This window comes from Burkholderia sp. PU8-34 (assembly GCF_053427725.1).
This window is the reverse complement of the sequence record NZ_JBSAXC010000007.1, coordinates 197253-221174: the sequence shown is the minus strand read 5'-3', so window position 1 is coordinate 221174 and position 23922 is coordinate 197253. Positions and strand designations below refer to the sequence as shown.

The 23922-nt window shown below is 66.6% G+C and carries 24 protein-coding genes; 20 read left to right on the top strand and 4 right to left on the bottom strand.

Features of this window, described 5'->3' with window-relative positions; all coding sequences use genetic code 11:
• Window positions 1-66 precede the first annotated feature (66 nt).
• On the bottom strand, window positions 67-1239 hold the full coding sequence (locus ACV22Z_RS18980) for a porin (RefSeq protein WP_448077824.1): 1173 nt from the start codon (window positions 1237-1239) through the stop codon (window positions 67-69).
• 417 nt (window positions 1240-1656) lie between these two features.
• Here ACV22Z_RS18980 and ACV22Z_RS18975 point away from each other — a divergent pair, with 417 nt between their 5' ends.
• Window positions 1657-2316, top strand: a complete 660-nt coding sequence (locus ACV22Z_RS18975; RefSeq protein WP_448077823.1) for an HAD family hydrolase — start codon at window positions 1657-1659, stop codon at window positions 2314-2316.
• A gap of 121 nt (window positions 2317-2437) precedes the next feature.
• Here ACV22Z_RS18975 and ACV22Z_RS18970 read toward each other — a convergent pair whose 3' ends face one another.
• Window positions 2438-2950, bottom strand: a complete 513-nt coding sequence (locus tag ACV22Z_RS18970) for a TetR/AcrR family transcriptional regulator (RefSeq protein WP_448077941.1) — start codon at window positions 2948-2950, stop codon at window positions 2438-2440.
• A 332-nt stretch (window positions 2951-3282) separates the two neighbouring features.
• On the opposite strand from ACV22Z_RS18970, the gene ACV22Z_RS18965 reads away from it, so the two are divergent.
• The 15 genes from ACV22Z_RS18965 to ACV22Z_RS18895 all read left to right on the top strand — a co-directional run bounded on the left by ACV22Z_RS18965 (window position 3283) and on the right by ACV22Z_RS18895 (window position 16828).
• Entirely contained in the window at window positions 3283-4242 is a 960-nt protein-coding gene (locus ACV22Z_RS18965) for a LysR family transcriptional regulator (RefSeq protein WP_448077822.1), read from the top strand.
• Between the two features lie 259 nt (window positions 4243-4501).
• Complete coding sequence (locus ACV22Z_RS18960; RefSeq protein ID WP_448077821.1) at window positions 4502-4990, top strand: hydroxyquinol 1,2-dioxygenase; 489 nt, start codon at window positions 4502-4504, stop codon at window positions 4988-4990.
• A 60-nt stretch (window positions 4991-5050) separates the two neighbouring features.
• On the top strand, window positions 5051-6046 hold the full coding sequence (locus ACV22Z_RS18955) for a hydroxyquinol 1,2-dioxygenase (protein WP_448077820.1): 996 nt from the start codon (window positions 5051-5053) through the stop codon (window positions 6044-6046).
• Between the two features lie 139 nt (window positions 6047-6185).
• Complete coding sequence (locus ACV22Z_RS18950) at window positions 6186-7649, top strand: aldehyde dehydrogenase family protein (protein ID WP_448077819.1); 1464 nt, start codon at window positions 6186-6188, stop codon at window positions 7647-7649.
• Window positions 7650-7681: 32 nt separating this feature from the next.
• Window positions 7682-8740 (top strand): maleylacetate reductase, encoded by a 1059-nt coding sequence (locus ACV22Z_RS18945; protein ID WP_448077818.1) that lies wholly within the window; start codon window positions 7682-7684, stop codon window positions 8738-8740.
• A gap of 258 nt (window positions 8741-8998) precedes the next feature.
• Complete coding sequence (locus ACV22Z_RS18940; RefSeq protein WP_448077817.1) at window positions 8999-10288, top strand: ABC transporter substrate-binding protein; 1290 nt, start codon at window positions 8999-9001, stop codon at window positions 10286-10288.
• Between the two features lie 13 nt (window positions 10289-10301).
• Entirely contained in the window at window positions 10302-11024 is a 723-nt protein-coding gene (locus ACV22Z_RS18935; RefSeq protein ID WP_448077816.1) for an ABC transporter ATP-binding protein, read from the top strand.
• Between the two features lies 1 nt (window position 11025).
• Window positions 11026-11754, top strand: a complete 729-nt coding sequence (locus ACV22Z_RS18930) for an ABC transporter ATP-binding protein (protein ID WP_448077815.1) — start codon at window positions 11026-11028, stop codon at window positions 11752-11754.
• A complete protein-coding gene (locus tag ACV22Z_RS18925) occupies window positions 11751-12623 on the top strand; it encodes a branched-chain amino acid ABC transporter permease (protein ID WP_448077814.1) in 873 nt (290 codons plus the stop codon). Before ACV22Z_RS18930 ends, ACV22Z_RS18925 begins: the two co-directional genes overlap by 4 nt.
• A gap of 11 nt (window positions 12624-12634) precedes the next feature.
• Window positions 12635-13783 (top strand): branched-chain amino acid ABC transporter permease, encoded by a 1149-nt coding sequence (locus ACV22Z_RS18920; protein WP_448077813.1) that lies wholly within the window; start codon window positions 12635-12637, stop codon window positions 13781-13783.
• 54 nt (window positions 13784-13837) lie between these two features.
• A complete protein-coding gene (locus ACV22Z_RS18915; protein ID WP_448077812.1) occupies window positions 13838-14284 on the top strand; it encodes a Rieske (2Fe-2S) protein in 447 nt (148 codons plus the stop codon).
• Complete coding sequence (locus tag ACV22Z_RS18910; protein WP_448077811.1) at window positions 14285-15394, top strand: porin; 1110 nt, start codon at window positions 14285-14287, stop codon at window positions 15392-15394.
• A 505-nt stretch (window positions 15395-15899) separates the two neighbouring features.
• Window positions 15900-16322 (top strand): NUDIX hydrolase, encoded by a 423-nt coding sequence (locus ACV22Z_RS18905; protein WP_448077810.1) that lies wholly within the window; start codon window positions 15900-15902, stop codon window positions 16320-16322.
• A gap of 66 nt (window positions 16323-16388) precedes the next feature.
• A complete protein-coding gene (locus tag ACV22Z_RS18900; RefSeq protein WP_448077809.1) occupies window positions 16389-16688 on the top strand; it encodes a hydrogenase maturation factor in 300 nt (99 codons plus the stop codon).
• 5 nt (window positions 16689-16693) lie between these two features.
• A complete protein-coding gene (locus ACV22Z_RS18895; protein WP_448077808.1) occupies window positions 16694-16828 on the top strand; it encodes a hypothetical protein in 135 nt (44 codons plus the stop codon).
• A 112-nt stretch (window positions 16829-16940) separates the two neighbouring features.
• Here ACV22Z_RS18895 and ACV22Z_RS18890 read toward each other — a convergent pair whose 3' ends face one another.
• A complete protein-coding gene (locus ACV22Z_RS18890; protein ID WP_448077807.1) occupies window positions 16941-17846 on the bottom strand; it encodes a polysaccharide deacetylase family protein in 906 nt (301 codons plus the stop codon).
• A gap of 56 nt (window positions 17847-17902) precedes the next feature.
• Window positions 17903-19378, bottom strand: coding sequence for a purine-cytosine permease family protein (locus tag ACV22Z_RS18885; protein WP_448077806.1), 1476 nt, complete (start codon window positions 19376-19378; stop codon window positions 17903-17905).
• Between the two features lie 520 nt (window positions 19379-19898).
• Here ACV22Z_RS18885 and ACV22Z_RS18880 point away from each other — a divergent pair.
• From ACV22Z_RS18880 to ACV22Z_RS18865, 4 genes are all read left to right on the top strand, one after another.
• The gene (locus ACV22Z_RS18880; protein ID WP_448077805.1) at window positions 19899-21302 is read left to right on the top strand and encodes an APC family permease; all 1404 of its coding nucleotides are present in this window, start codon (window positions 19899-19901) and stop codon (window positions 21300-21302) included.
• 42 nt (window positions 21303-21344) lie between these two features.
• Window positions 21345-22082, top strand: coding sequence for an SDR family NAD(P)-dependent oxidoreductase (locus tag ACV22Z_RS18875; RefSeq protein ID WP_448077804.1), 738 nt, complete (start codon window positions 21345-21347; stop codon window positions 22080-22082).
• Window positions 22083-22101: 19 nt separating this feature from the next.
• The gene (locus ACV22Z_RS18870; protein ID WP_448077803.1) at window positions 22102-22905 is read left to right on the top strand and encodes an IclR family transcriptional regulator; all 804 of its coding nucleotides are present in this window, start codon (window positions 22102-22104) and stop codon (window positions 22903-22905) included.
• A gap of 98 nt (window positions 22906-23003) precedes the next feature.
• Complete coding sequence (locus ACV22Z_RS18865; protein ID WP_448077802.1) at window positions 23004-23912, top strand: NAD-dependent epimerase/dehydratase family protein; 909 nt, start codon at window positions 23004-23006, stop codon at window positions 23910-23912.
• Window positions 23913-23922: the final 10 nt, after the last annotated feature.

Here is a 23922-nt window from a genome sequence, read left to right as displayed (position 1 = left end):
GACGATGCTTCGATTTCCGCTGTGCACGCCGACGGCATCGCACAAGGATGCACCGGAACGAAGCCGTCAGAACTTGTGCCGGATCCCGACGATCGCGAGTTCCTGCGTATCCGTGCCCGAGTTCACGCCGTACGAGCCGACCGATGCCGCGGCCTTCACGATCGCGCCGCTCGCGTTGAGCGTCCGGCCGCTCGCCTTCTGGTAGCCGAACAGCGCGTACAGGTCCGTGCGTTTCGACAGCGCGTAGTCGCCGCCGAGGTTGACCTGGTTGTAGTGCGCGGAAGTCGGCCCCGTCAGCGACGTGTAGTTGTAGCCGACACCCGCGCGCAGCGCCGGCGAGAACTGCCAGTTGAGGAACGCCGAGCCGTTGTTGAACTTCGCGGTCTGGTTGAACGCCGACAGCGTATCCGTACCGTATTGCGTATTCGAATACGCGAGGCCGAAGGTCGCCGGGCCGAGCACGTACTGGCCGCCGACGCGCACGATCTGAATCGACTTCGCGCTCGAGAAGCCCTGGTTGATGACGGTGTTGAACAGCGTGTCCGAGCTGCTCGACCACGTGCGCACGCCGTTCGCCGTGCTCGTGCCGCCGTTCGCGAAGAAGTAGCCGGCGCCGAGCGATAGCGGACCGTTCGCGTAGCTCAACCCGAAGCTGTACGTGCGGCCGCTGCCCGTCGCGCCCGCGACGCCGCCGAAGCCGTACAGCGCTTCGAACTGCAAGCCGGAAATCAGCGGGCTCGTGTACTTCACCGAGTTCGACACGCGCAGGCTGTTGTCGTAGTTGTCGAGATCGCCGGGCGTCGCGAATACGCCGCCGAAGTAGTTGTCCGCGGTGAGGCCCTGCACGAGATCGACAATCGGATCGTACTGGCGGCCGAGCGTCACGGTGCCCCACGTGTTGCTCGTCAGGCCGACCACCGACTTGCGGCCGAACTCGCGTCCGCCCTGGTTGAGCGTGCCCGTGCCGACGTTGAAGCCGTTCTCGATCTGGAACAGCGCGGCGAGGCCGCCGCCGAGATCCTCGATGCCGCGCAGCCCCCAGCGGCTGCCCGACAGGTTGCCGCTGCTGAACTTGATGAGATTCGACGCGTTGCTGCCGCTCGCGTTCTGCGCGTTGTGCACGTATGCAATGCCTGCGTCGACGATGCCGTACAGCGTGACGCTGCTCTGCGCGTGCGCATTGCCAGCGGCGAGCGCGGCCGGCAGTGCGAGAAGGGTGAGTCGCTTGAACGACGTCATGTTTTGGTTACCCCCGTGGTCGATTGGTCGGACGAATCGCTGAACGATACGGACCACGCACTTTCGAGGGAACCAATAATTTGTCGAATCGTTATCAGGGGCGGATGGGCTTGTGCCGGGGCGGGGGATGTGGCAGCGCGCGATGCGAGCAACGCGGAAATGCGGTACGGCAAGCGCCTACTGCACCACCTCTGCGGCCTCCCAAGACCGATGAACACGATCTTCTTCCATGTCAGCCACGCGAACTCGAGCTGATAGTCGGGCCAGGGTGCGCGCAGCAGCGCGTGGGGCGCACCGGGCAGGCCGACGAAGTGCCGGCGGATCATCCGAGGTATGCTGCAGCCGCAATGAAGCGCAGGAGGTTCGAGGGCGAAGGCGCCGCGAACGATCTGGCCATCTCGATCCGAGGGACTTTGAATGGATATCCGCGCAGTCATTTTCGATTTCGACCTGACGTTGGCGGACTCGTCCGCAGGCATCGTCGAGTGCACGCAGCATGCGCTGCGCGAACTCGGCTACGAAGCCGCGGCGAGCGAGCGGATTCACACGGTGATCGGGCTGCCGCTGCAGTCGATGTTCCATACGTTGACCGGCGACGACAGCGGGGCGCGCGCGGACGAATTCGCGCGCCGCTTCGTGGCGCGGGCGGACGTCGTGATGGTTGCGTCGACGAAGATCTATCCGGAAGTCCCGCGGCTGCTCGCGCGGCTGCACGAGCTGGAGATGGCCATCGCGATCGTGTCGAGCAAGTTTCGCTACCGGATCGAAGCGATACTCGATGCGGCCGGATTGCGGGAGCGGATCGACCTGATCGTCGGCGGCGAGGACGTGCAACGCCACAAGCCGGACCCGGAAGGGCTCGTGCTCGCGCTGGCACGGCTCGATATTCCACCGTCTGCGGCGCTCTACGTCGGCGACCACGCGGTCGATGCGCAAGCAGCGGAGCGGGCCGGCACGCGATTCGTCGGCGCGGTGAGCGGCTCAACGTCGTTCGACGCGTGGTCGCGCGTCGGCAAGGCGGCGGTCACGCGCGATATCGGCGAGCTTGCGGATCTCGTGCGGCAACCACTACGCTGACGATCGCCGCGCGTTACCGGCTTGCTTGCCGGTATGGCCACGCGCAGTGAATCACATCCCGGGCGGCGCGAACGTCAGCGTGTACGGGTTATACCGATGCTTGTTGTTCGAATCGTGCCGATCATCGCACCGAAGTCGAATCGGCGGCGCTCGCGTGCAACAGCGTCAGCGCGTCGCGAACGAGATGCGCGAAACCGGCCGGCTGATGCCGGTCGCCGGATTGCTGGCCGCCGATCAGGCACAGATGCGCGAGCCGCCCGACGAGCAGTGCCTTGACAGGGTCGTCGATCCGCGAGCGGCAGACCGACATCGCAAACGACAGCCGGGTATCGTCGACGCGGCGCTGGAATTCGGCCACCAGCGGATCGCGACGCGCCCACGCGCGGATCGCGATTTCCCGTTCGGGCCGCTTTTCCGCGGCGATCGTCATGTAGCGCGCGAGCACATCTTCCAGCCCGTCGCCTTGCGCGGCATAGGCGAGCATCCGCTCCACATAGTCGGATTCCCATTGCGCGAGCAGCGCGCGGACGTAGTCGGCCCGGCTGCGGAAGTGATGGTAGAACGACCCGCGCGTCACGTTCAGGCGTCGCGCCAGCTTCTCGGCGGACACCGCGGCATAGCCGTCGCGATCCAGCGCATCGAATCCTAGCCGAGCCGATCGTGTCTGTCGCTAACGCTTCGAAGCCCGGATTCCGCCCGGGTATCGAAGGCGCTCGTCGCGCGGTCGATCGATCGGTGAGCGCGGCGTCCGCGTATCGCCATCGAAGCACAAGCGTATCGTGCCGCGCACGCGCCGTCCGTGCCGCTCGCCGGCAACCCAAGCATGATCCATGCCTTCGACGGCCAGCGCCCCCCGGTCGCCACGGGCACCAGTTGTCCCGCCGTACCACGCGTCCACCGAACTCCACTACACTCGCGCTTATGAGAGGTCCGCCCCCGCGCGGCCCCGCACAATCAGGAGATTTTGTGGATCTGTTCCAGTCGATGGAAGCTTTCGTTCGCGCAGCCGAAGCGCAGAGCTTCGCCAACGCCGCGCGCCAGCTCGGCGTCGCGAAATCGGTCGTCACCGCGCGCGTCAAGCAGCTCGAGGAACATTTCGGTGTGCCGCTGTTCCATCGATCGACGCGCGCCGTGCGGCTGTCGGAGCTCGGCGAATCGTATTACCGCGAGTGCAGCGCGCTCGTGAACAAGGTGCACGAACTGTCGGCGCGCTCGTCGAACGATCCGCAGGCGCTCGCGGGCACGCTGCATGTGCACGTGCTGCCGGGTTTCGCGCTCGGCCATTTCTCGCGCGTGCTGACCGACTTCCGCGAAGCGTACCCGCGCATCGAGTTCGTCGTGACGGTCAACGACCGTGTGATCGATCCGGTGCAGGAGGGCTTCGATCTCGCGCTGCAGATCTATCCGGCGGCGTCCAACCTGCTGATCGAGCGGCGGCTGTTTCCAGTGCGCGGCACGCTGTGCGCCGCGCCGGACTACCTGAAGGAAGAGCCGCCCGTCGAAACCCCGCTCGACCTGCTGCGCCACGATTTCGCATGCTATTCGTATTACCCGTGGGGCGACCGCTGGCCGCTGATGCGCGGCAGCGAACGCTTCGAGATCGCGCTTTCGCCGGTGCTGAAGACCAACAGCGTGCATCTGCTGCTCGAGTTCGCGCGCGCGGGCGCCGGCATCGCGTACCTGCCGACGATGGTCGCCGCGGCCGACCTGCTCGAACAGCGCCTCACGCGCGTGCTGCCCGACTATGCGGCGCCGCCGCTGTGGCTGTCGGCGGTGTACCCGGCGTCACACCGGGCGACGGCGAAGGTCAAGGCGTTCGTCGATTTCCTGCGCACGCGCTATGCGCGCGAACCGCAATGGGACAAGGCGCTCGGCATCGCGACGGGCGAGGACGAGCCGGGCAGTATCGACGACGAACTCGCATAGAACGGGACCGGCACCCACGTTCGCAGCCCGCACCCATGCCCATGCCGGAGCCAGAGCCAGAGCCAGAGCGCAGCCGGCCCGACGCTCGCCGTACCCCCTCAAACCACCGATCCGGCCCACATTTAGGTAGTTTCCCTAGCCGCCGATCGGCGCACGCATGGTTCGCGAAACCCGAACCTCGAACCATTGCCGGGCCCCGGCCGCTGCGCCTAATCTTCATGCCAACGGACACCAACGTTCAACGGACATGGAGACAGACATGCAACGCACCCGCCTCGGCAGCCTCGACGATTTCCAGAAAGGCTCCATCGAAATCATCACCGGCCGCCCCGAACACTACGTGATGTCGAACGTGTTCGAGGTCGCGAGCCGCTCGGCGCCTTACGAGAAGGTCGTCGTCGGCAAGAACCTCAAGTACGTGATCGAGACGCTGCGCGCGGAGGGCGAATCGCCGTGGTTCGCCGCGTCGCACGACGAGTTCGCGATCGCGCTCGACGGCGAGATCACCGTGCATTTCATCAAGCCCGCCACCGCGCCCGCGTCGCCGGACGTCGAGGGCACCGTACGGCTCGACGCGCCGCCGCAGGGCGTCAGCATGGGCTACGTGCGGCTGCGCCGCGGCCACCAGGTGCTGCTGCCGGCGGGCGCCGCGTACCGCTTCGAGGCCACGAAGCCCGGCGTGCTGCTGCAGCAGACGATCCTCGGTGCGTGCTCGGTCGAGAAGTGGGCCGACATCTGCATCCATTGACCAGCGGCACGCCGCTGCCGCCGCCAGACGATTTCGACAGAATTTAGACAGGAGCCCGAAATGCAATCCGCACCGCACCAACAACACGTCACCGCGACCGACCCGGATTCGGTTACCGGCTATCGCACGTTCCGCCTCGGCGAGTTCGAGTTCAGCCGCGACGCTTACTTCGTCACCGTCAAGTGGCCGTCGAACGGCCAGCAGCGTTCGCACCAGATGCACGCGGACGACTTCCTGCGCGCCATGATGCGCGACGTCGCGTGGGGCTTCTTCTACGGCTGGGTGAACTTCGACGAAGTGATCGGCACGCGCAACCACTACGGCCGCGTCGACATGTACGCCGGCGCGTACAACGCGAGCTTTCGAGAAGCCGGCGCCGACTACAGCGAGCAGTTCGACACGCCGCTGATCATGGCGACGTTCAAGGCGATCCTGAAGGACTGGGTGAACGAAGGCTTCGATCCGTTCGCGGCACCCGAGGAAACCGGCTCCGCGTTCGGCCCGAAGCACGGCGACAACGTCGGCGCGATCGAGCGCACGCGCATCGCGACGAAGCGCATGCCGGGCCTCGAGGGCGATTCGCCGCTGCGCGACGACCTGCCGGTCAACCGCCAGTTCGCCGATATCGAGCAGGACGAGCCGGAGATTCACGCGGCGCCCGGCTTCGAGCAGGAACTGCACGCGTTCAACCTGTTCAAGTACCTGTCGCGCTCGGACGTCACGTGGAACCCGTCGGTGACGTCCGTGTGCAAGCAGAGCCTGTTCTGCCCGACCACCGAGGAGTTCGTGCTGCCGGTGTTCCATGGCAACGACCGCGTCGAGTGGTTCCTGCAGCTGTCCGACCAGATCATCTGGGACGTCGCGGACAAGGACACCGGCGAGCCGCGTGCGCGGATCACGATGAACGCGGGCGACATCGCGGCGATGCCGGCCGACATTCGGCACAAGGGCTACTCGCAGAAGCGCTCGATGCTGCTCGTATGGGAGAACGCGACGCCCGATCTGCCGAAACGCTACGAGAGCGGCGAACTGCCCCCTTACCCCGTCCAGATGTGAGCCGTGCGGCGCGCCGCGCCGCGTTTATCACAGGACGACTGATCCACTGGTGTTGCAGCGCACGGTGCCGGACCGCCGGCCCCGCAGGCGGCGTGTCGCCTGCGAATCCGCGCCGGCACCGCACGAATGCAGGACTGACATGCAAACCCAACTCTTCATCAACGGCCGTTTCGTCCCCGCCGCGAGCGGTGAGACGCTCGCCACGCTGAACCCGCACGACAACTCGGTGATCGCCGACGTCGCGATGGCCGGCCACGCCGACATCGATCGCGCGGTCGAGGCCGCGCAGGCCGCGTTCCCCGCGTGGAGCCGGCTCGCCGCGATGGAGCGCGGCCGGCTGCTGCTCAAGCTCGCCGACGCGATCGAGGCGAACGCCGACCGCCTCGCGCGGCTCGAATCGCTCGACACGGGCCACCCGATCCGCGATACGCGCAATCTCGACGTGCCGCGCACCGCCGCGACGTTCCGCTATTTCGGCGGGATGGCCGACAAATTCGAGGGCTCGGTGATCCCGGTCGAACAGGGCTTCCTGAACTACCTGCTGCGCGAGCCGGTCGGCGTCGTCGGCCAGGTCGTGCCGTGGAATTTCCCGCTGATGTTCACGAGCTGGAAGATGGCGCCCGCGCTCGCGGCCGGCAACTGCGTCGTGATGAAGCCGGCCGAGCTGACGCCGCTGTCGAGCCTCGCGATCGCGGAGCTGATGGCCGAAGTCGGCTTTCCGGACGGCACCGTCAACGTGCTGCCGGGGCTCGGGCAAGTCGCGGGGCAATACATCGCCGAGCACCCGGGCATCGGCAAGGTCGCGTTCACGGGTTCGACCGCGGTGGGCCGCAAGATCGTGCAGGCGTCGAGCGGCAACCTGAAGAAGGTTCAGCTCGAACTGGGCGGCAAGGGCGCGAACGTCGTGTTCGGCGACGCGAACATCGACGCGGTCGTGCAGGGCTCCGCGTTCGGCATCTTCCACAACCAGGGGCAGGCGTGCATCGCGGCGTCGCGGTTGATCGTGCATGAATCGGTTGCCGACGAACTGCTGGAGAAATTCACCGCGCTCGCGCGTTCGATCAAGCTCGGCGATCCGCTCGACCCGACTACCGAAATGGGGCCGCTCACGTCGCGCCAGCATCGCGACCGCGTGCTGTCGTTCGTCGACGTCGCGCGCGGCGAGGGCGGCCGCGTGCTGTCCGGCGGCAAGGCGCCCGATGCGGCCGCGCTCGCGAACGGCTGCTATGTCGAGCCGACGATCGTTGCCGCGAAGCCGACCGACCGCGTCGCACAGGAGGAAGTGTTCGGGCCGTTCGTGACGGTCACGACGTTCCGGTCCGACGAAGAAGCGCTCGCGATCGCGAACGGCACCGAGTACGGCCTCGGCGCCGGCCTCTGGACCCGCGACCTGCAGCGCGCGCACCTGTTCGCGCGCAACCTGAAGAGCGGGATGGTGTGGATCAACTGCTACAAGCGCGTGAGCCCGGCCTCGCCGTTCGGCGGTGTCGGCGCGAGCGGCTACGGCCGCGAGATGGGCTTCGAGGTGATGCGCGAGTACACGCAGGCGAAATCGGTGTGGGTCAACGTCGACGCACAGATCCCGCCGTACTACCCGCGTTGAAACCGCTCACGGAGCACAGGGAGCACACGACGATGCAATCGTTCATCTACAACGGCCTGCCGTCGCGGGTCATCTTCGGCGCGGGCAGCCTCGCGCAGCTGCCGCGGGAAATCGAGCGGCTCGGCGCAACGCGCGCGATCGTGCTTTCCACGCCGCCGCAGCGCGCGGATGCCGAGGCGCTCGCGCAGCGGCTGGCCGAGCGCGCGGCCGGCGTGTTCGCGGAAGCGGTGATGCACGTGCCGATCGAGACGGCGCGTGCGGCGCGCGACTATGCGGCGCAGGTCGGCGCGGATTGCGCGATCGCAATCGGCGGCGGCTCGACGACGGGGCTCGGCAAGGCGATTGCGCTCGATTCGGGGCTGCCGATCGTCGCGGTGCCGACCACGTATGCGGGCTCGGAGATGACGCCGATCTACGGGCTGACCGAAGCGGGCGTGAAGAAGACCGGCCGCGATCTGCGCGTGCTGCCGAAGACGGTGATCTACGACCCGGACCTGACGCTGTCGCTGCCGGTGCCGATGTCGGTGACGAGCGGGATCAACGCGATCGCGCATGCGGCCGAAGGGCTGTATGCGCAGGACGCGAACCCGATCGTGAGCCTGATGGCGCAGGACGGGATTCGCGCGCTGGCGGCCGGGCTGCCGCGCATTGCCGCCGACGCACGCGACGCCGATGCGCGTGCGGATGCGCTGTACGGCGCGTGGCTATGCGGCACGGTGCTCGGCAGCGTCGGGATGGCGCTGCACCACAAGCTGTGCCACACGCTCGGCGGCACGCTGAACCTGCCGCATGCGGAGACGCACACGATCGTGCTGCCGCACGCGCTCGCGTACAACCGCGACGCAGCGCCCGACGCGATGCGGCGCATCGCGGCCGCGCTCGACGCCGACGATGCCGCGCAGGGCGTGTTCGACCTCGCAAAGTCGAGTGGCGCACCGCTCGCGCTGAAGGACATCGGGATGCGCGAGACGGACATCGACACGGTGCTCGATCTCGCGTTGCAGAACCCGTACTGGAATCCGCGCCCGCTCGAACGTGCGCCGCTGCGCGCGCTGCTCGAAGCGGCGTACGAAGGCCGCCGGCCCGCGTAAGCGCACGGGCGAGCGTCGCGCCTTAACGCAACTAACGGTCGATCGTTCGCGCGACCGCCGACCGCGCGCCGAATGCTCGGCGCGCGGGGAAGATCCGCGGCCAGCCGCGACAGACGACCGGCGTCAGACCGGTCGGGACAAACCGCTTTGCATGGGACCGAAGCAGGCGACGACAGCCTTGCGCGAGACCCGACCTGGCGATGGAGCGCGAAGTGCGGCCGGCACCGATCGACCGCTTCGCATGGATTGGAGACAACGATGAAACGCTTACCCCACGACGGCGCTCGCCGCCGCTTCATGACGCTCGCCGGCAGCGGCCTGCTGCTTGCCGCCGCGCCTTCTCTCGCACCGGTCGCACGCGCGGCCGGCACGCGCACGCTGAAGATCGGCTACGTGTCGCCGCAGACGGGCCCGCTCGCGCCGTTCGGCGAAGCCGACCGCTTCACGATCCAGCAGATGCAGGCCGCGTTGAAGAACGGCATCGCGATCGGCGGCAAGACGTATCCGGTGTCGATCGTCGTGAAGGACAGCCAGTCGAACCCGAACCGCGCGGGCGAAGTCGCGAGCGACCTGATCCTGAAGGACAAGGTCGACATCATGCTGGTGTCCGGCACGCCGGAAACCGCGAACCCCGTCTGCGACGCATGCGAGCTGAACGAAACGCCGTGCGTGTCGACCGTCGTGCCGTGGCAGCCGTGGTTCTTCGGGCGCAAGGGCGACCCGAAGAAGGGCTTCCGCTTCACGTACCACTTCTTCTGGGGGCTCGAGGACGTGATCGCGGTCTACACCGGCATGTGGCAGGGGGTACAGACCAACAAGTCCGTGGGCGGCCTGTTCCCGAACGACGGCGACGGCAATGCGTGGGGCGACCCGAAGCTCGGCTTTCCGCCGGTGCTCTCGCAGAAGGGGTTTACGCTGAAGGACCCGGGCCGCTTCCAGAGCATGACGCAGGATTTCTCCGCGCAGATCGCCGCGTTCAAGCAGGCGAACACGCAAATCGTCACCGGCGTCGTGATTCCGCCCGACGCGAAGAACTTCCTGGTGCAGGCGCGCCAGCAGGGGTTCCGGCCGAAGGTGATCTCGATCGGCAAGGCGCTGTTGTTCCCGACGTCGATCGAGGCGCTCGGCGATCTCGGCAACGGCCTGTCGACCGAGGTGTGGTGGTCGCCGGCGCATCCGTTCAAGTCGTCGCTGACCGGGCAATCGGCGCATGCGCTCGCCGACGCGTACGAGCAGTCGACCGGCAAGCAATGGACGCAGCCGATCGGCTTCGCGCACGCGCTGTTCGAGATCGCTGTCGATGCGCTGAAGCGCGCGAAGGATCTCGATTCGAACGAGTCGGTGCGCGACGCGATCGCGGCGACGAAGCTCGACACGGTCGTCGGCCGCGTTGCATGGGGCAGCGGCCCCGTGAAGAACGTCGCGAAGACGCCGCTCGTCGGCGGCCAGTGGGTGAAGGGCACGAAGCACCGCTTCGACCTCGCGATCGTCAACAACCAGCTCGCGCCGGCCGTGCCGCTGACGGGGCCGCTGAAGCTGATCGGCTGACGGGGGGAGGGCAATGGACACGCTGCTCAGGCTGACCGGCGTCTCGAAGCGCTACGGCGCGTTGACGGTCACCGACGACATCAGCTTCGCGGTCGCGCGGGGCGAAACCTACGGGATTCTCGGCCCGAACGGCGCGGGCAAGACCACGCTGTTCAACCTCGTCAGCGGCGACGCGAAGCCGGACGCGGGGCAGGTCGAGTTCGACGGCGCTGACATCGGCGCGCTGCCCGCGCACCGGCGCTGCGCGGCGGGGATCGGCCGCTCGTACCAGGTGCCGCGGCCGTTCGGCGCGATGACGGTGTTCGAGAACCTGCTCGTCGGCGCAACGTTCGGCGGCACGCTCGCGGGCGACGCGGCCGATGCGCTGTGCATCGACGTGCTCGAACGCACGGGGCTCAAGCGCCGCGCGAACCAGCTCGCCGGCTCGCTGACGCTGCTCGACCGCAAGCGCCTCGAACTCGCACGCGCGCTCGCGACGCGGCCGCAGTTGCTGCTGCTCGACGAGATCGCGGGCGGGCTCACCGAGGCGGAGACGCACGCGCTGATCGACGAGATCCGCGAAATCAAGGCACGCGGCGTGACGATCGTGTGGATCGAGCACGTCACGCACGCGCTGCTCGCGGTCGCGGACCGGCTGCTCGTCATCAACTTCGGCAAGAAGATCGCCGAAGGGTTGCCGCGCGACGTGATGGCCGACCCGGAAGTCCGGCGGGTCTATCTCGGACTGGAGGCGTGACATGACACATGACGCAAGCGCCGGCGGCGCACTGCTGCGCACGGCCGGACTCACCGCGTTCTACGGCGATTTCCAGGCGCTCTACGGCGTCGACGTGACGATCGCGCCCGGCGAGATCGTCGCGCTGATCGGCGCGAACGGCGCGGGCAAATCGACGTTTCTCAAGTCGGTTGCGGGGCTGCTGCGGTCGCGGCCCGAGCAGATCGTCTATCGCGGCGAGCCGATCGGCGCCGCGCCCGCATCGCGCATCGTCGGCAAGGGCATCGCGCTCGTTCCCGAAGGGCGGCGGCTGTTCGCGAGCCTGTCCGTCGAGGAAAACCTGCTGCTCGGCGCGTATTCGGGCCGGCCCGGGCGCTGGGATCTCGCGGCCGTGTATGCGCTGTTCCCGGTGCTGAAGGAGCGCAGCGACCAGCCCGCGACCGCGCTGTCGGGCGGCCAGCAGCAGATGGTCGCGATCGGCCGCGCGCTGATGAGCAACCCCGACCTGCTGATGTGCGACGAGCTGTCGCTCGGGCTCGCGCCGGTGATCGTGCGCGAGATCTATGCGGCGTTGCCGTCGATCGTCGGCAGCGGGATGAGCGCGCTGATCGTCGAGCAGGACGTCGCGCTCGCGCGCAGCGTGTCGTCGCGGTTCTACTGCTTCCAGGAAGGACGCGTGTCGCTGTCCGGCGTCTCCGCGGACGTCTCCGACGACGCGATCACGCAAGCCTATTTCGGAGTCGCCGCATGAACGCGTTCGTCAATCTCGTCATCCAGGGCGTGCTGCTCGGTGCGCTCTACGGCCTCTTCGCGCTCGGCCAGTCGCTCGTGTTCGGCGTGATGCGGCTCACCAACACCGCGCACGGCGATTTCATCGTGCTGCTGGCGTTCGTGCTGTTCGCGCTCACGGGCGTCGCGCACGTGCCGCTCGCGATCGCGATTCCGGTCGCGCTGGCGGTGGCGTTCGCGGCCGGCTACCTGCTGCAGTTCGGCCTGCTCAATCGCGTGAGCGGCCGCGATCCGCTGCCGTCGCTGATCGTCACGTTCGGGCTGTCGATCGTGATCCAGAACGTGCTGCAGCAGCTGTTTTCGGCCGACCCGCGCTCGCTGCCGGTCGGCGGCTTCGAGACGCGCAGCCTGACGCTGCCGGGCGGCATTGCGATCGGCTACCTGCCGCTCGTCACACTCGCCGTCGCGGTGCTGCTGACGTTCGCGCTGCAGTGGCTGTTCGGCAAGACGCCGCTCGGCCGCGCGCTGCGCGCGACGTCGGACGACCGCGAGATCGTTCAGCTGATGGGCGTGTCGCACCGGCGCATGTACGCGCTCGCGATGGGCATCGCGTTCGTGCTGATCGCGGCAGCGGCCGCGCTCTATGCGATGCGCACCGCCGTGTCGCCGTCGGACGGGCCCGCGCTGCTGCTGTACGCATTCGAGGCCGTGATCATCGGCGGGATGGGCTCGTTCTGGGGCACGCTCGCGGGCGGCATCGCGCTCGGCGTCGCGCAGCAGGCCGGTTTCGCGTTCGACCCGGGCTGGGGCATCTGGCTCGGTCACGTGCTGTTCCTCGCCGTGCTGGTCGCGCGACCGCAAGGCCTCTTTCCGAAGACGAAGACCGCGTAAGGAGTGACGTCATGTTGATGCAATGGAAGCGCACGCCGTCGACGGCCTGCGCAGGGCCGCAGTGCGGGCAGCCGGCGGCCGCCGCGCGCGGATTCGACGTGCGCCGCACGACCCGCGCGAGCCGCGTCGCGCTCGTCGCGGGGCTCGCGGTGGCGGTGGCGTTCGCGTTCGCGCCGATGTGGGCAGGCCGCGACACGATGCACGACCTCACGCAGTTCGTCGCATACCTCGTGTTCGCGCTGATGTGGAACCTGCTCGCCGGCTACGGCGGGATGGTGTCGATCGGCCAGCAGGCGTTCTTCGGGATCGGCGGCTACGCGATGCTGATCCTCGCGAACGTGTGCGGCGTGTCGCCGTTCGTCGCGGTGCCGATTGCCGCGCTGATCGCGGCGGCGATCGCGGTGCCGGTGTCGCTCGTTGCGTTCCGGCTCGAGGGCGGGTATTTCGCGATCGGCACCTGGGTGATCGCCGAGGTGTGTCGGCTGACGTTCGCGAACGTGTCCGCGCTCGGCGGCGGGTCGGGCACGAGCCTCACCGCGCTCGCCGACGTGCCGCGTTCGCTGCGCGATTCGCTGACGGTCTGGCTCGCGCTCGCAATCGCCGTCGCGACGATCGGGCTGCTGTACGGGTTCCTGCGCTCGCGCGCCGGGCTTGCGCTCACCGCGATGCGCGACAACGCGGTGGCGGCAGGCAGCCAGGGCATCGACGTGCGCCGCGTGCGGCTCGGGGTGTACGTGGTGGCCGCGGCCGGCGCGGCGCTCGCGGGCGGCCTGTATTTCGTCGGCAACCTGCGGATCTCGCCCGATGCCGCGTTCTCGGTGAACTGGACCGCGTTCGGAATCTTCATGGTGCTGATCGGCGGGCTCGGCACGCTCGAAGGGCCTATCGTCGGTGCGTTGATCTTCTATTTGCTGAACAAGTTCCTGTCCGACTACGGGACGCTGTACCTGATCGGGCTCGGCGTGCTCGCGATCGCCGTGACGACGTTCTTTCCGCGCGGCATTTGGGGCTTCGTGTCGGAGCGCTACGGGCTGCAGTTGTTCCCGCTCGGCCGGCGCGTGGTGTTTGCCGATGCGCCGGCGTCGCCGGCCGGGACGCCCGGGACGCCGGAGGGCCACGCGCGTCGCGGGGCCGGCACGCAGGCCGCACGTCGTGCATGAGGAGGGGACGACATGGACACGCGATCCACGACGGGCTGTGCCGGAGCGGCGCACATGAGCGCCGCTCCGGCGCGCGGCCGGCTGTGTGCGCTCGACGATGTACCGGACGGCGGGGCGTTATGCGTCGCCCGCGGCGCGCACCGGGCGGAGGGGGGCGGCACACATTCCGCCGCTGTGGACGCTGCCGGTGATACGGGCAACACCGGCAACACGCGCAACACGGGCAACGCAGGCAACACGGACCTCGTCGTGCTGCGCCGGCGCGACGAAGCGTGGGCGTATCGCAATGTCTGCCCGCATTTCTCGATTCCGCTGAACTACGAGCCGGGCACGTTCTGGACCTACGACGCGCAATGGCTGATGTGCGCGCATCACAGCGCGATGTTCCGTTTCGAAGACGGGATCTGCGTCGACGGTCCATGCGAAGGCGCGGCATTGACGGCGGTGCCGGTGCGCATCGTCGACAGACAGATATTCCAACGAGAGACGGAGGAGACGTAAGTGAGGAGCAATACGATCAAATGGACGTGCGCATGCGCACTGTCCGTGCCGGCGCTCGCGTCGGCACAGAGCAGCGTCACGTTGTCGGGCCTGATCGACGCGGGCGTGACCTATGTGAACAACCAGCACGGCGGCGCGGCGACGCTGTTCGACAGCGGCGTGTTCGCGCCGAACCTGCTGACCTTCAAGGGCACCGAGGATCTCGGCGGCGGCAACAAGGCGCTGTTCGAGTTGACGTCGCAATTCGATCTCGGCAACGGTTCGACGATTCCGGGCGCCGGCCAGCTGTTCAATCGCACCTCGCTCGTCGGGCTGTCGAACGACCGCTACGGCACGCTGACGTTCGGCAACCAGTACGACTTCATGTTCGAGACGCTGACGCTCGGCCTGTTCGACGGCGCGTTCCTGTTCGGCGGCATCTACGATTTCCGGCAAGGGCCGTTTTCCGCGCTCGGCGTGCCGAACAACCCGACCGGATCGTTCGACTTCGACCGGATGGCCGGCGCGACGCGTGTGTCGAACTCGGTCAAGTACCGCAGCCCTGCGATCGCGGGCTTCACGTTCGGCGCGATGTACGGGTTCGGCGGCGTGCCGGGCGCATTCTCGGCGGATGCGACGACGAGCTTCGGGTTGAACTACGCGAACGGTCCGCTCGGCCTCGGCGCGGCGTATGTCGACGTCAAGTATCCGCAGCTCGGCAACGGCCACGAAGGCATCCGCAACTACGGGTTCGGCGCGCATTACCAGTTCCCGAGCGTGCTCGCGATGCTGCTGTACACGAACACGAAGAACACCGCGACCGGCGCGAAGATCGACGTGTACAAGGCGAGCGCGCTGTGGACCATCTCCGGGCCGTGGTCGGCCGGCCTCGACTATGCGTACATGCACGGCAATGCGGCGCTCGACGGCAATCGCGCGCATCAGGCGACTGCCGCGGTGCAGTATCACTTCTCGAAGCGCACGTTCGTGTACGTCGAGGCGATCTACCAGCGCGCAAGCGGCGACAACGCCGTGACGCAGGCGTGGATCAACGGGCTGCTGCAGCCGGGCGCCGCGGCAAGCAACCGCTCGCAGACGCTCGCGCGGATCGGTCTGTCGACGCGGTTCTAGCGGCAAGACTGTTTGGGGGGGCGGCGTCATGGCGGCGCCGGCCCATCCGCCGCCCCGCGTTCGAGGCCACATACGGGCCACATACGGGCCACATTCGAAGCCACATTCGACGCCGATGTGGCTCCTCTCTGGAAACGACGAGGTTCGACGCGCTGACGAATCAAGTCGGTAGATCGCATAAACCTCTCGCAGCGGCTCGAAGACGTTCCATCGCACCGTCGATCCCGGCGGCAGGATGACCCGATCGCCGGCGCTGATTTCGATGATTTCACCGGTCGCGTTGTCGGTCGGATTGGCGCGGTATGGTTGTCGTCCGGCTCAAGAACTACGAGATGCCGACGTGGCGATGCATGAGAAATTCCACGGCGGTTTCAGAGGACACGCGTAGCCGACAGAATTATTCAGGGCCGCTTGGATTGCCTCACAATTGCCTTATGAGTCGGGTAACATCTGGACCGCTTAAGCGAAGCGCTAGCGCTATTACTCGAACAACGTAACAACAGACATGAGCCCCCGACAGAGCACGCCCGATCAAAAAGAGCGAGCAACCATCGTTTGCCGCCAGGGGCGTCACGTCCTGCTCGTGGCGCGCACTGCGTCGCGTTGGGCGTTGCCGGGAGGCATCATCAAGTCTGAAGAATCTCCGCTAGACGCAGCGTGTCGCGAGCTCAGTGAGGAAACGGGCCTGGTGGGTCTGGAATTGACCTATGCTTTCCAGTTCGAGGGATTGACGAAGCTGCACCATGTATTCGTCACCGACGTCCCGGTGCACGCAAAGCCGCGACCTGGCAGGGAGATCACGCGGTGCCGATGGTTCGGAAGTTTCGAGGTGCATTCACTTCCGACCAGCGTGCCTACGCTGAAGATCGTAGAGCTTGTGTATCGCCGTTCACTTGTGGCAGCGGAAGAGGTGTCTCCGGGCCGATAGCGTCGTAATCGGATACCGGGACTGGATGGGCCGGCTTCACTGTAGATCTGCACTGTCGAGGCACCGATGAACAGTACGTACGACTATCACGGTTACACGATCGACGTGCGGTGCGAAGGCGAGGCAGGCCTTGCGGACACCGGCCCCAAGGCGTCGAGCGGCAATCCGGGATACGTTGCAGTCGTACAGGTCCGGATTCGCGACACGTCCTCTCTGCTTTTCACCCCCGTGCGGCTGGCAGGCGATCGCGGCAAGCCGTTTGCCGAAGGCCTGGACGCGTTGCGTGCCGGACGGGCGGCCGGACAGATCATCATTGACGACCTGCTGCTGAGCGTCCCGATGTGCGACCTGCAATCGCGGAACTAGCCGGCATGTATCGGCTCCTGGTCGAGGTGCCGCGCGACCGCGACGGCAGCTTCACGCCCATGCCGATTCCCTGCCATTCGAGCTGCTTCTTCGCTGGCGTATCCATCGGCGATCGCCTGCCAGAACGGCCGCCGCTCTGAACGATGCAGAGCGGGCGGCCGCCCCGGTGACCGCCTCTTTGCCAGCTTGCCGGGAAATGGCCGATGCAAGCGGCAAGCCGCCTGGCTGGCGGCTGTACGTCATGTCCCGCCGTCACCGCGTCCGGGAAACACCGATTGGTCCGCCATACTGAGGAATTCTGTCTCGCATGGGAACCCATTCCTCGTTCGCGACGACGCGTCTCACATGAGCGGCGATGTCTTCCATCGGCGCGAACCAGACATCGCCTCTCGCGACGAGCGCTTCGATGAATTGCGCCATCGCTTCCCATCGGGCGAGACGTCCGGTCGCGAACGGATGCAGTACGGGCACCCACAAGCCGCCATACTTGTAGCACGCATCGAACTCCTCGACGAACGCCTGAAGCCCGGCGTGCGGCGCCCGCACTGGCATCGTGTAGTCGAGGTCCATCGAATGCACGTACTGGGGCCAGTCGTCGAGTCCCCAATGCGATGGCAGCTCGACGAGCGTGCGGCCGCTTGCGCGGCTCTCGACCAGATACGGGATGTCGGCGCCCATCAACGACGCATCGTACGAGAAGTCGCGTTCGAGTAGCAGGTCGATCGAATGATCGGAAAAATTGTAAAGCGGCGCGCGCCAGCCACGCGGCCGCTTGCCGGTCGCGCGCACGATCGCGTCGATCCCGCGATCGAGCCAGTACGCCTCGTCGTCCGCGTCGCGCGTGGCGGGATTCTCGTGCAGATAGCCGTGATGGCCGATTTCGTTGCCGCCTTCCAGCATCGCTTCGATGGCCTCGGGATACGTCTCGATGCACCACGCCGGCACGAAGAACGTCTGCCGGATGCCGAGACGCTTGTACGTATTCACGATGCGCGGCACCGCGATGGTCGGCCCATAGCGCAGCATTGAAATTGCCGAGACGCGCTTGTGTGCGTCCGTCGGATGCTCGAGATGGATCAGGCTGTCGGCATCCATGTCAAACGTCAGGCATGCCGCGCATTTCGCGCCATTGGGCCAGGGAATCGGATTGTCGATCATGTCGATTGGACTCGTGAAAGGAAATTGATCGGGAGTGCGTCGGGTGTAGCGTGCGTTCACGCGAAAGGCGTTTCGATGTCGGTGGATGCGCCGATCGGGCGCGATGCCGTGCGAAGGGACGGATGTCGCCGTGCGAGCGCGTAGTACGCGAGGCCGGCGACCAGCAGGCCGAACTCGAAACTGAGGTCGCCCCAGCCGAGAGCGTCGCGCATCAACGGGCTGACATACGACGGCGAGTTCGAGAACAGTACCGATGCCGCCGTGCCGACCACGAGCGCGATCACGCCGGGCCAGAAGATGCCATTGCGGTACCAGTAGGCGCCGCTTCCCCACTTCATCCACGCGTCCGCCTCGTAGCGGCCGCGCCGCAGGAAATAGTCGACGATGACGATCGACGCCCATGGCGCGGTCCAGAACACCATGTAGTTGAGAAAGCCTTGATAAAGTTCGTAGAACTGGCCATAGAAGACGGTCACGATACGCACCACGAGCGTAAACAGCGCGATGATCGTCAGCGACGTGATCCGGTTGATCGGAATGCGAATCGCGAGCAGGCCCAGTCCCGCGGTGTAGCCGTTCGGGACGTTGACCGCGATGCCGCCGAGAATGATCGCCAGCAGCAGCGGCACCGTGAACCACGCAGGCAGGAAGGCGGAGAGCTGGCTCACGGGATCGTCGCCGAGCGAGCCGCCGAGCGCGGTCGCGCAGAGCACGCCGATCAGCTCGCAGAACACCAGCGCGATGAACTGCCCGCCGCCCGATGCGACCGTGAGCTTTTTCCAGCTTGTGTCGGCGGGGAAGTAGCGGCTGTAGTCGGACGCGAAATTGCACCAGCTGATCGGATACGCGAACACGATACCCATCGCGATCAGCCACGTGCCGAACGAGGCGCCGTCGTGATGGCCCGCTTTCGCGATGACCGCGTTCGCATGCGGAAACACGAGCACGGCGAGCGCGCCGAACAGCAGCGCGAGCACGACCGCGATCCATTTTTCGGCGGCGATGATCGTCGCGTGGCCGAAGATGGCCAGCAGGATTTCCGCACCGAGCACGATCGCGAGCGACACCCACACCAGCGCGTGGCTCTGCCAGCCCATGAGCTTCAGCAACGACTCGAGCGCTTGCGTGGCGACGACGGAATTGATCGAAAACCAGCTCAGCGCTGACACGACGCTGACCGAGTTGGGAAGGAACGAACCGAGCTGACCGAACGAACTGCGGGACGTCATGATGCCCGATGTGCCGGTGCGCGGGCCCATGATCGTCGTCAGGCCGAGCACGAGGCAGCCCAATGCGTTGCCGACCAGAATCGCGCCGACCGCCTGCCGGAACGACAGGCCCTGCGTGAGCACGAGGGCACCCGTCACGACGACCACGTAGTTGATGTTTGCGCCGATCCACATCTTGAACAGCTCGATCGGCGTACCGTGACGATCCCGTGCGGGAATCGGCTCGATCGCATGCTGCTCGATGCGCCACGCTGCGTCGGACTGCACGTCGCCGCACGGATGGTCGCTGTTGCGTGTCTGCATGACATCTCCTCGTGTTGTGGTTTGCGTCCGTACGCATCGTCCATCGTGTGTCGCGATTCGTTGCCGGAGCGAACGTCAGGATTCGTGCGGACGGGTTGGATTCTGGGTTGCAAAATATGTCGAGAAAATACGGAGTTTGCGAAGTGAACTTCGGGATTTCTCGAAATGGAAATACCGGCACGTCAAATCGTGTACACGGATCTTTTTGCGTCATTCGACGAACAGGCCGGCCGCCGTCTTCTCCGATGACGCGCGGCGAGGATTCCGCGTTCCATCCTGCATTCACCGTGCTTTTCTTGCTGGCCGTGTCGTCATCGCGACCGCGCACCCGTCGCGCACCCGCCGCGCACACTATTTTCAGGAATTTCCGCCAGCCGGAAATTCGGCCTTGAACTGCGAAATTCGCCGGACAAGACTAGTACCCGACATGCCGCAGCGGCCGGGTTCGAAACGGCCGCGAATCGCCGATGCCGGGCGTCGCCTGGCCGCGCACAACATCACTTCAACGCAGGAGACGAACATGGAGCAGCAGCTGGCGGACGAAGGCGCCGCATGTGGCGTCGTCCCGAGGTCGGGCGAATCGGGCGGGGAGCAGTCATTCGAGGAGCGGCTGTCGACCGGCCACGTGGTCGGGCTTGCGATGGCCGACGTATCGCCGACGATGGCGGTGTTCCTGCTGTCCGGCGCGGTGTTCGTCGCCGGCGGGACGTTCGCCGCGGGCGTGAACATCCTGATGATGGGCGTCGTGGTGCTGATCGCGCTCTGCCTGGGCGAACTGGCTTCGATGTTTCCGTCCGCGGGCGGCATGTACACGCTGGTGCGCGAGACGTTGCCGGCGCCGTTCAGCTGGATCACGAAGCTCAACTATCTGCTGCAGGGCGTGATCATCCCGGCGTCCATCGGTCTCGGCATCGCGCAGTTTCTGCGCGACATGATCCCCGCGCTTCCGATTCCGGACGCAATCGTCGCGACCTCGACGATCGCACTGGCGGCGCTCATCGCGACGACGAAGGTCGAGGTCGGCGCGTGGCTGACCGCGGTGATGGTCTTCGTGGAGCTGACCGTGCTCGGCATCGTGACGGTGGCGGGCTTCACACATGGCCATCAGCCGCTCGGGCAGCTGGTGTTTCATCCGACGATGCTGAATGCGACGAGCAACGGAACGCTCGCGGTCGGTCTCGCGGCGATGTTCGCATCGCTCGCGCCGGCATTCAACGTGATCAACGGCTACGACGCCGCGCTCGGGTTCGCGGAGGAGCTCAAGGGCGGGCGCAGGAATATCGGCAAGGCAGTCGTCTGGGCGGCGGTCATCGCATCGATCACGATCATCGTGCCGCTTCTCGCGGCGATGGTCGCCGCGCCCGACCTGAACGCGTTCCTGAAGGCGCCGTCGCCGGTTCTTTATTCGGTCGAGGCCGCGATGGGGCCGTGGGCGAAGTACGTTGTCGACATCGGCGTGACCGTCGCACTGTTCAACGCCGGCCTTTCGCTGCTGATGTATTTCGGCCGCGGCGTCTATGCAACCGGCCGGGACGGTGCGTGGCCCGACACCGTGAACCGCTACATCGGTTCGCTCAACCCGCATTCGGTGCCGGCGCGGGCGACGCTCGCCCTCGCGATTCCGGCGTGCGTGCTCGCGTTCTTCAGCTATCTCGACTGGCTGCTCAACTTCTCCGGGACGATGATCGCGGCCGTCTATTTCTGTATCGGGCTCGGTGCGCTGCGCTCGCGCGTCTCGATGAAGCATGTCGAGCGACCCTTTCGCATGCCGCTCTGGCCGTTTCCGCCACTTTTCGTCGTCGCGTTCACCGGCTTTGCGCTCTATTCACAGGACAGCCAGTACCTGATCGGCGAAGCCGTGCTGATCGTCGCGGGCATCGTGCTGTGGCGACTGTCGACGCGCTGGTCACGCCGCGCGCGATGACGAGGGGCACGCGTTGAAATGCATCAACTCATGGAGATCGACATGACACGGAACGTAGTCGCAATTACGGGCGCCGGGCGCGGCATCGGGCTGGCAACGGCGATGCGCTTCGCGCGCCAGGGCGCGCTGCTGAGTCTCAATTACGAGCAGTCGAAGGACGCGCTCGAGGAAGTCGTCGCGCTCGCGCGGCACCACGGCGGCGACGCGCTGCTCTATCGGGCCGACGTTGCTGACCATCGCCAGGTGGAGGCGTTCGTCGCGGCCACGGAAGCGCAATTCGACCGGCTCGACGTCCTCGTGAACAACGCGGGCATCCTGCACTCGGTCGCCACCGCGGACGAGTCGTGGGAGCGCTTCGAGCGCACGCTGGCCGTCAATCTTGGCGGGACGTTCGCCGCGATCCGGGCAGCGCTGCCCGGCATGGTGAAGCGCCGCAGCGGCCGGATCGTCAACGTCGGATCGGAACTCGGCCTGATCGGCTTTGCGAGCTACGCGTCGTACTGCGCGTCGAAGGGCGCCGTCATCGCGTTGACGAAGGCGGTTGCGAAGGAAGTCGCATCGGCGAACGTGCTCGTCAACTGCGTGGCGCCGGGCCCCATCGAGACACACATGCTGATCCACGACACGGTCGAGTTCAACGACGAAACGCGCGAGCAGGTGCCGCTCAAGCGCTTCGGCCAGCCCGACGAAATCGCCGCGGTGATCGAGTTCCTCGCGGGACCGGGCGGCAGTTTCATGGTCGGGCAGGTGGTGAGCCCGAACGGCGGCACCGCGATCTGACGGCGGCGGGCACGGACGCATGGGACACGACGCGAACGCGGCCGGCGTGCAGGCGCTGCTGCGCGGACTGACGATTCTCGACGTGCTGGCCGATTCGCCGGACGGCCGTGCGGGCCTCGCGGACATCGCGCGGCGGGCCGGCCTGTCTGCGAGCACGACGCACCGCCTGCTGGCAACCCTCGCCGAACGCGGCTACGTAGGGCGGGAGCCGGACTCGAAGGGATACGTGATCGGTCATCGGATGATCCATTTTTCGTCCACGGTCAGGCGGCGCACGGCGCCATTGCGGCGCCTCGTCAGGCCGCATCTCGAGGCCATTACCGCCGAGACCGGCGAGACCAGCAATCTGGTGGTGCTGGACGGGCAGAGCGTCGTCTACGTCGACCAGATCGAAGGCACGCGTGCATTGAGGATGGTGCCGGGCATCGGCTCGATTTTTCCCGCGCACACGTCCGCATCGGCGAAAGCCATCCTCGCGTATCAGATCGATGGCGCCGGTCTCGACGAAATTTTCGACGCGCAGCCGCTCGTCAGGCATGCGGCGCGCACGTTGATCGATCGGCGCGACTTCGAGTCGGCATTGCGCGACGTCGTGATGCGCGGATTCGCGGTCGAGGAGAGCGAGCTGGCGGAGGGCGCGAGTTGCATCGCGGCGGCGATTCGGGGACGAAGCGGCGTCGCGGTCGGGGCGATCAGCGTCCCGGGGCCGACGCACCGGGTGCTCGCGCCGGCGCCGGATCGATTGGGCGTGCTGCTCGGGAAGCACGCGCTCGCGGTATCGCATGCACTGGGGTTCAGGCAGCTCGCTCGGGCGGCCGTGTGACGCGGTGCATGCACAAGTGAGCCGAAGCCGGCATGCGCCTGTCGAAGCGGGCGCGAGGCGGCATCGGCGGAAATCGGCTTAACGCAAAGGAGACGCAAATGAGTGCAACGATGGTGACGGGCGGCCTCGGCTATGTCGGCCGCAAGATCGTGGGCCAGTTGATGGCGGCCGGGCAGACGGTCGTGTCGTTCAATCGCGATTACGCGGAGATCGGTGGCGAGCATCTGGTAACGGTGCAGGGCGAACTGTTCGATATCCCGTGCCTCGTCAGAACGATCCGGCAATACGGCGTGACGACCGTGATTCACACGGCGGCGATGTCGCACCCGGATCTGTCGATCGAGCTGCCGCTCACGACCGTCGCGGCGAACATCGACGGCACGGTGCACCTGCTCGAGGCGATGCGGCTCGGGGGCATCAAGCGGCTCGTCAATTTTTCGTCGGAGACGGTGTACGGGCACGTCGACGGCGAAGTGACGGAGGACCGCAAGCTGTCGCCGACGACGCCGTACGGCGTGACCAAGGTGGCGACCGAACTGTTCGGCAAGGTCTACAACGACCTGTACGGGATGGAGGTGGTATCGCTGCGCGTGTCCGAAGTCTACGGACCGGGCAACAAGATGCCGCAGATCACGCGCGACATCGTCAAGACGGTGCTGGGCGGGCAGCCGTTCGCCATGGAGGCCGGCGCCGATCACCCGTTCCAGCTCATCCACATCGACGACGTCGCGCGTGCAGCCATCCTCGCGTCGCGGGCGACCGGCGTGAAGGGTTCCGTGTTCAACATCACGGGCGGGGAACGGTGCTCGATGCGCGAAATGGCCGCGATCATCAGGAAGAAACTGCCGGACGCGCACATCACGATCGGCCCCGGCCACTGGCATCTCGATCGTCAGGGGCCGTGGAACAGCGACGCCGCCGCAAGAGAGCTCGACTACCGCGCGTCGTGGACGCTCGAAGGCGGGATTCACGACTATATCGACTGGCTGCGCCACAACGAATACTGACCGGGGCCGT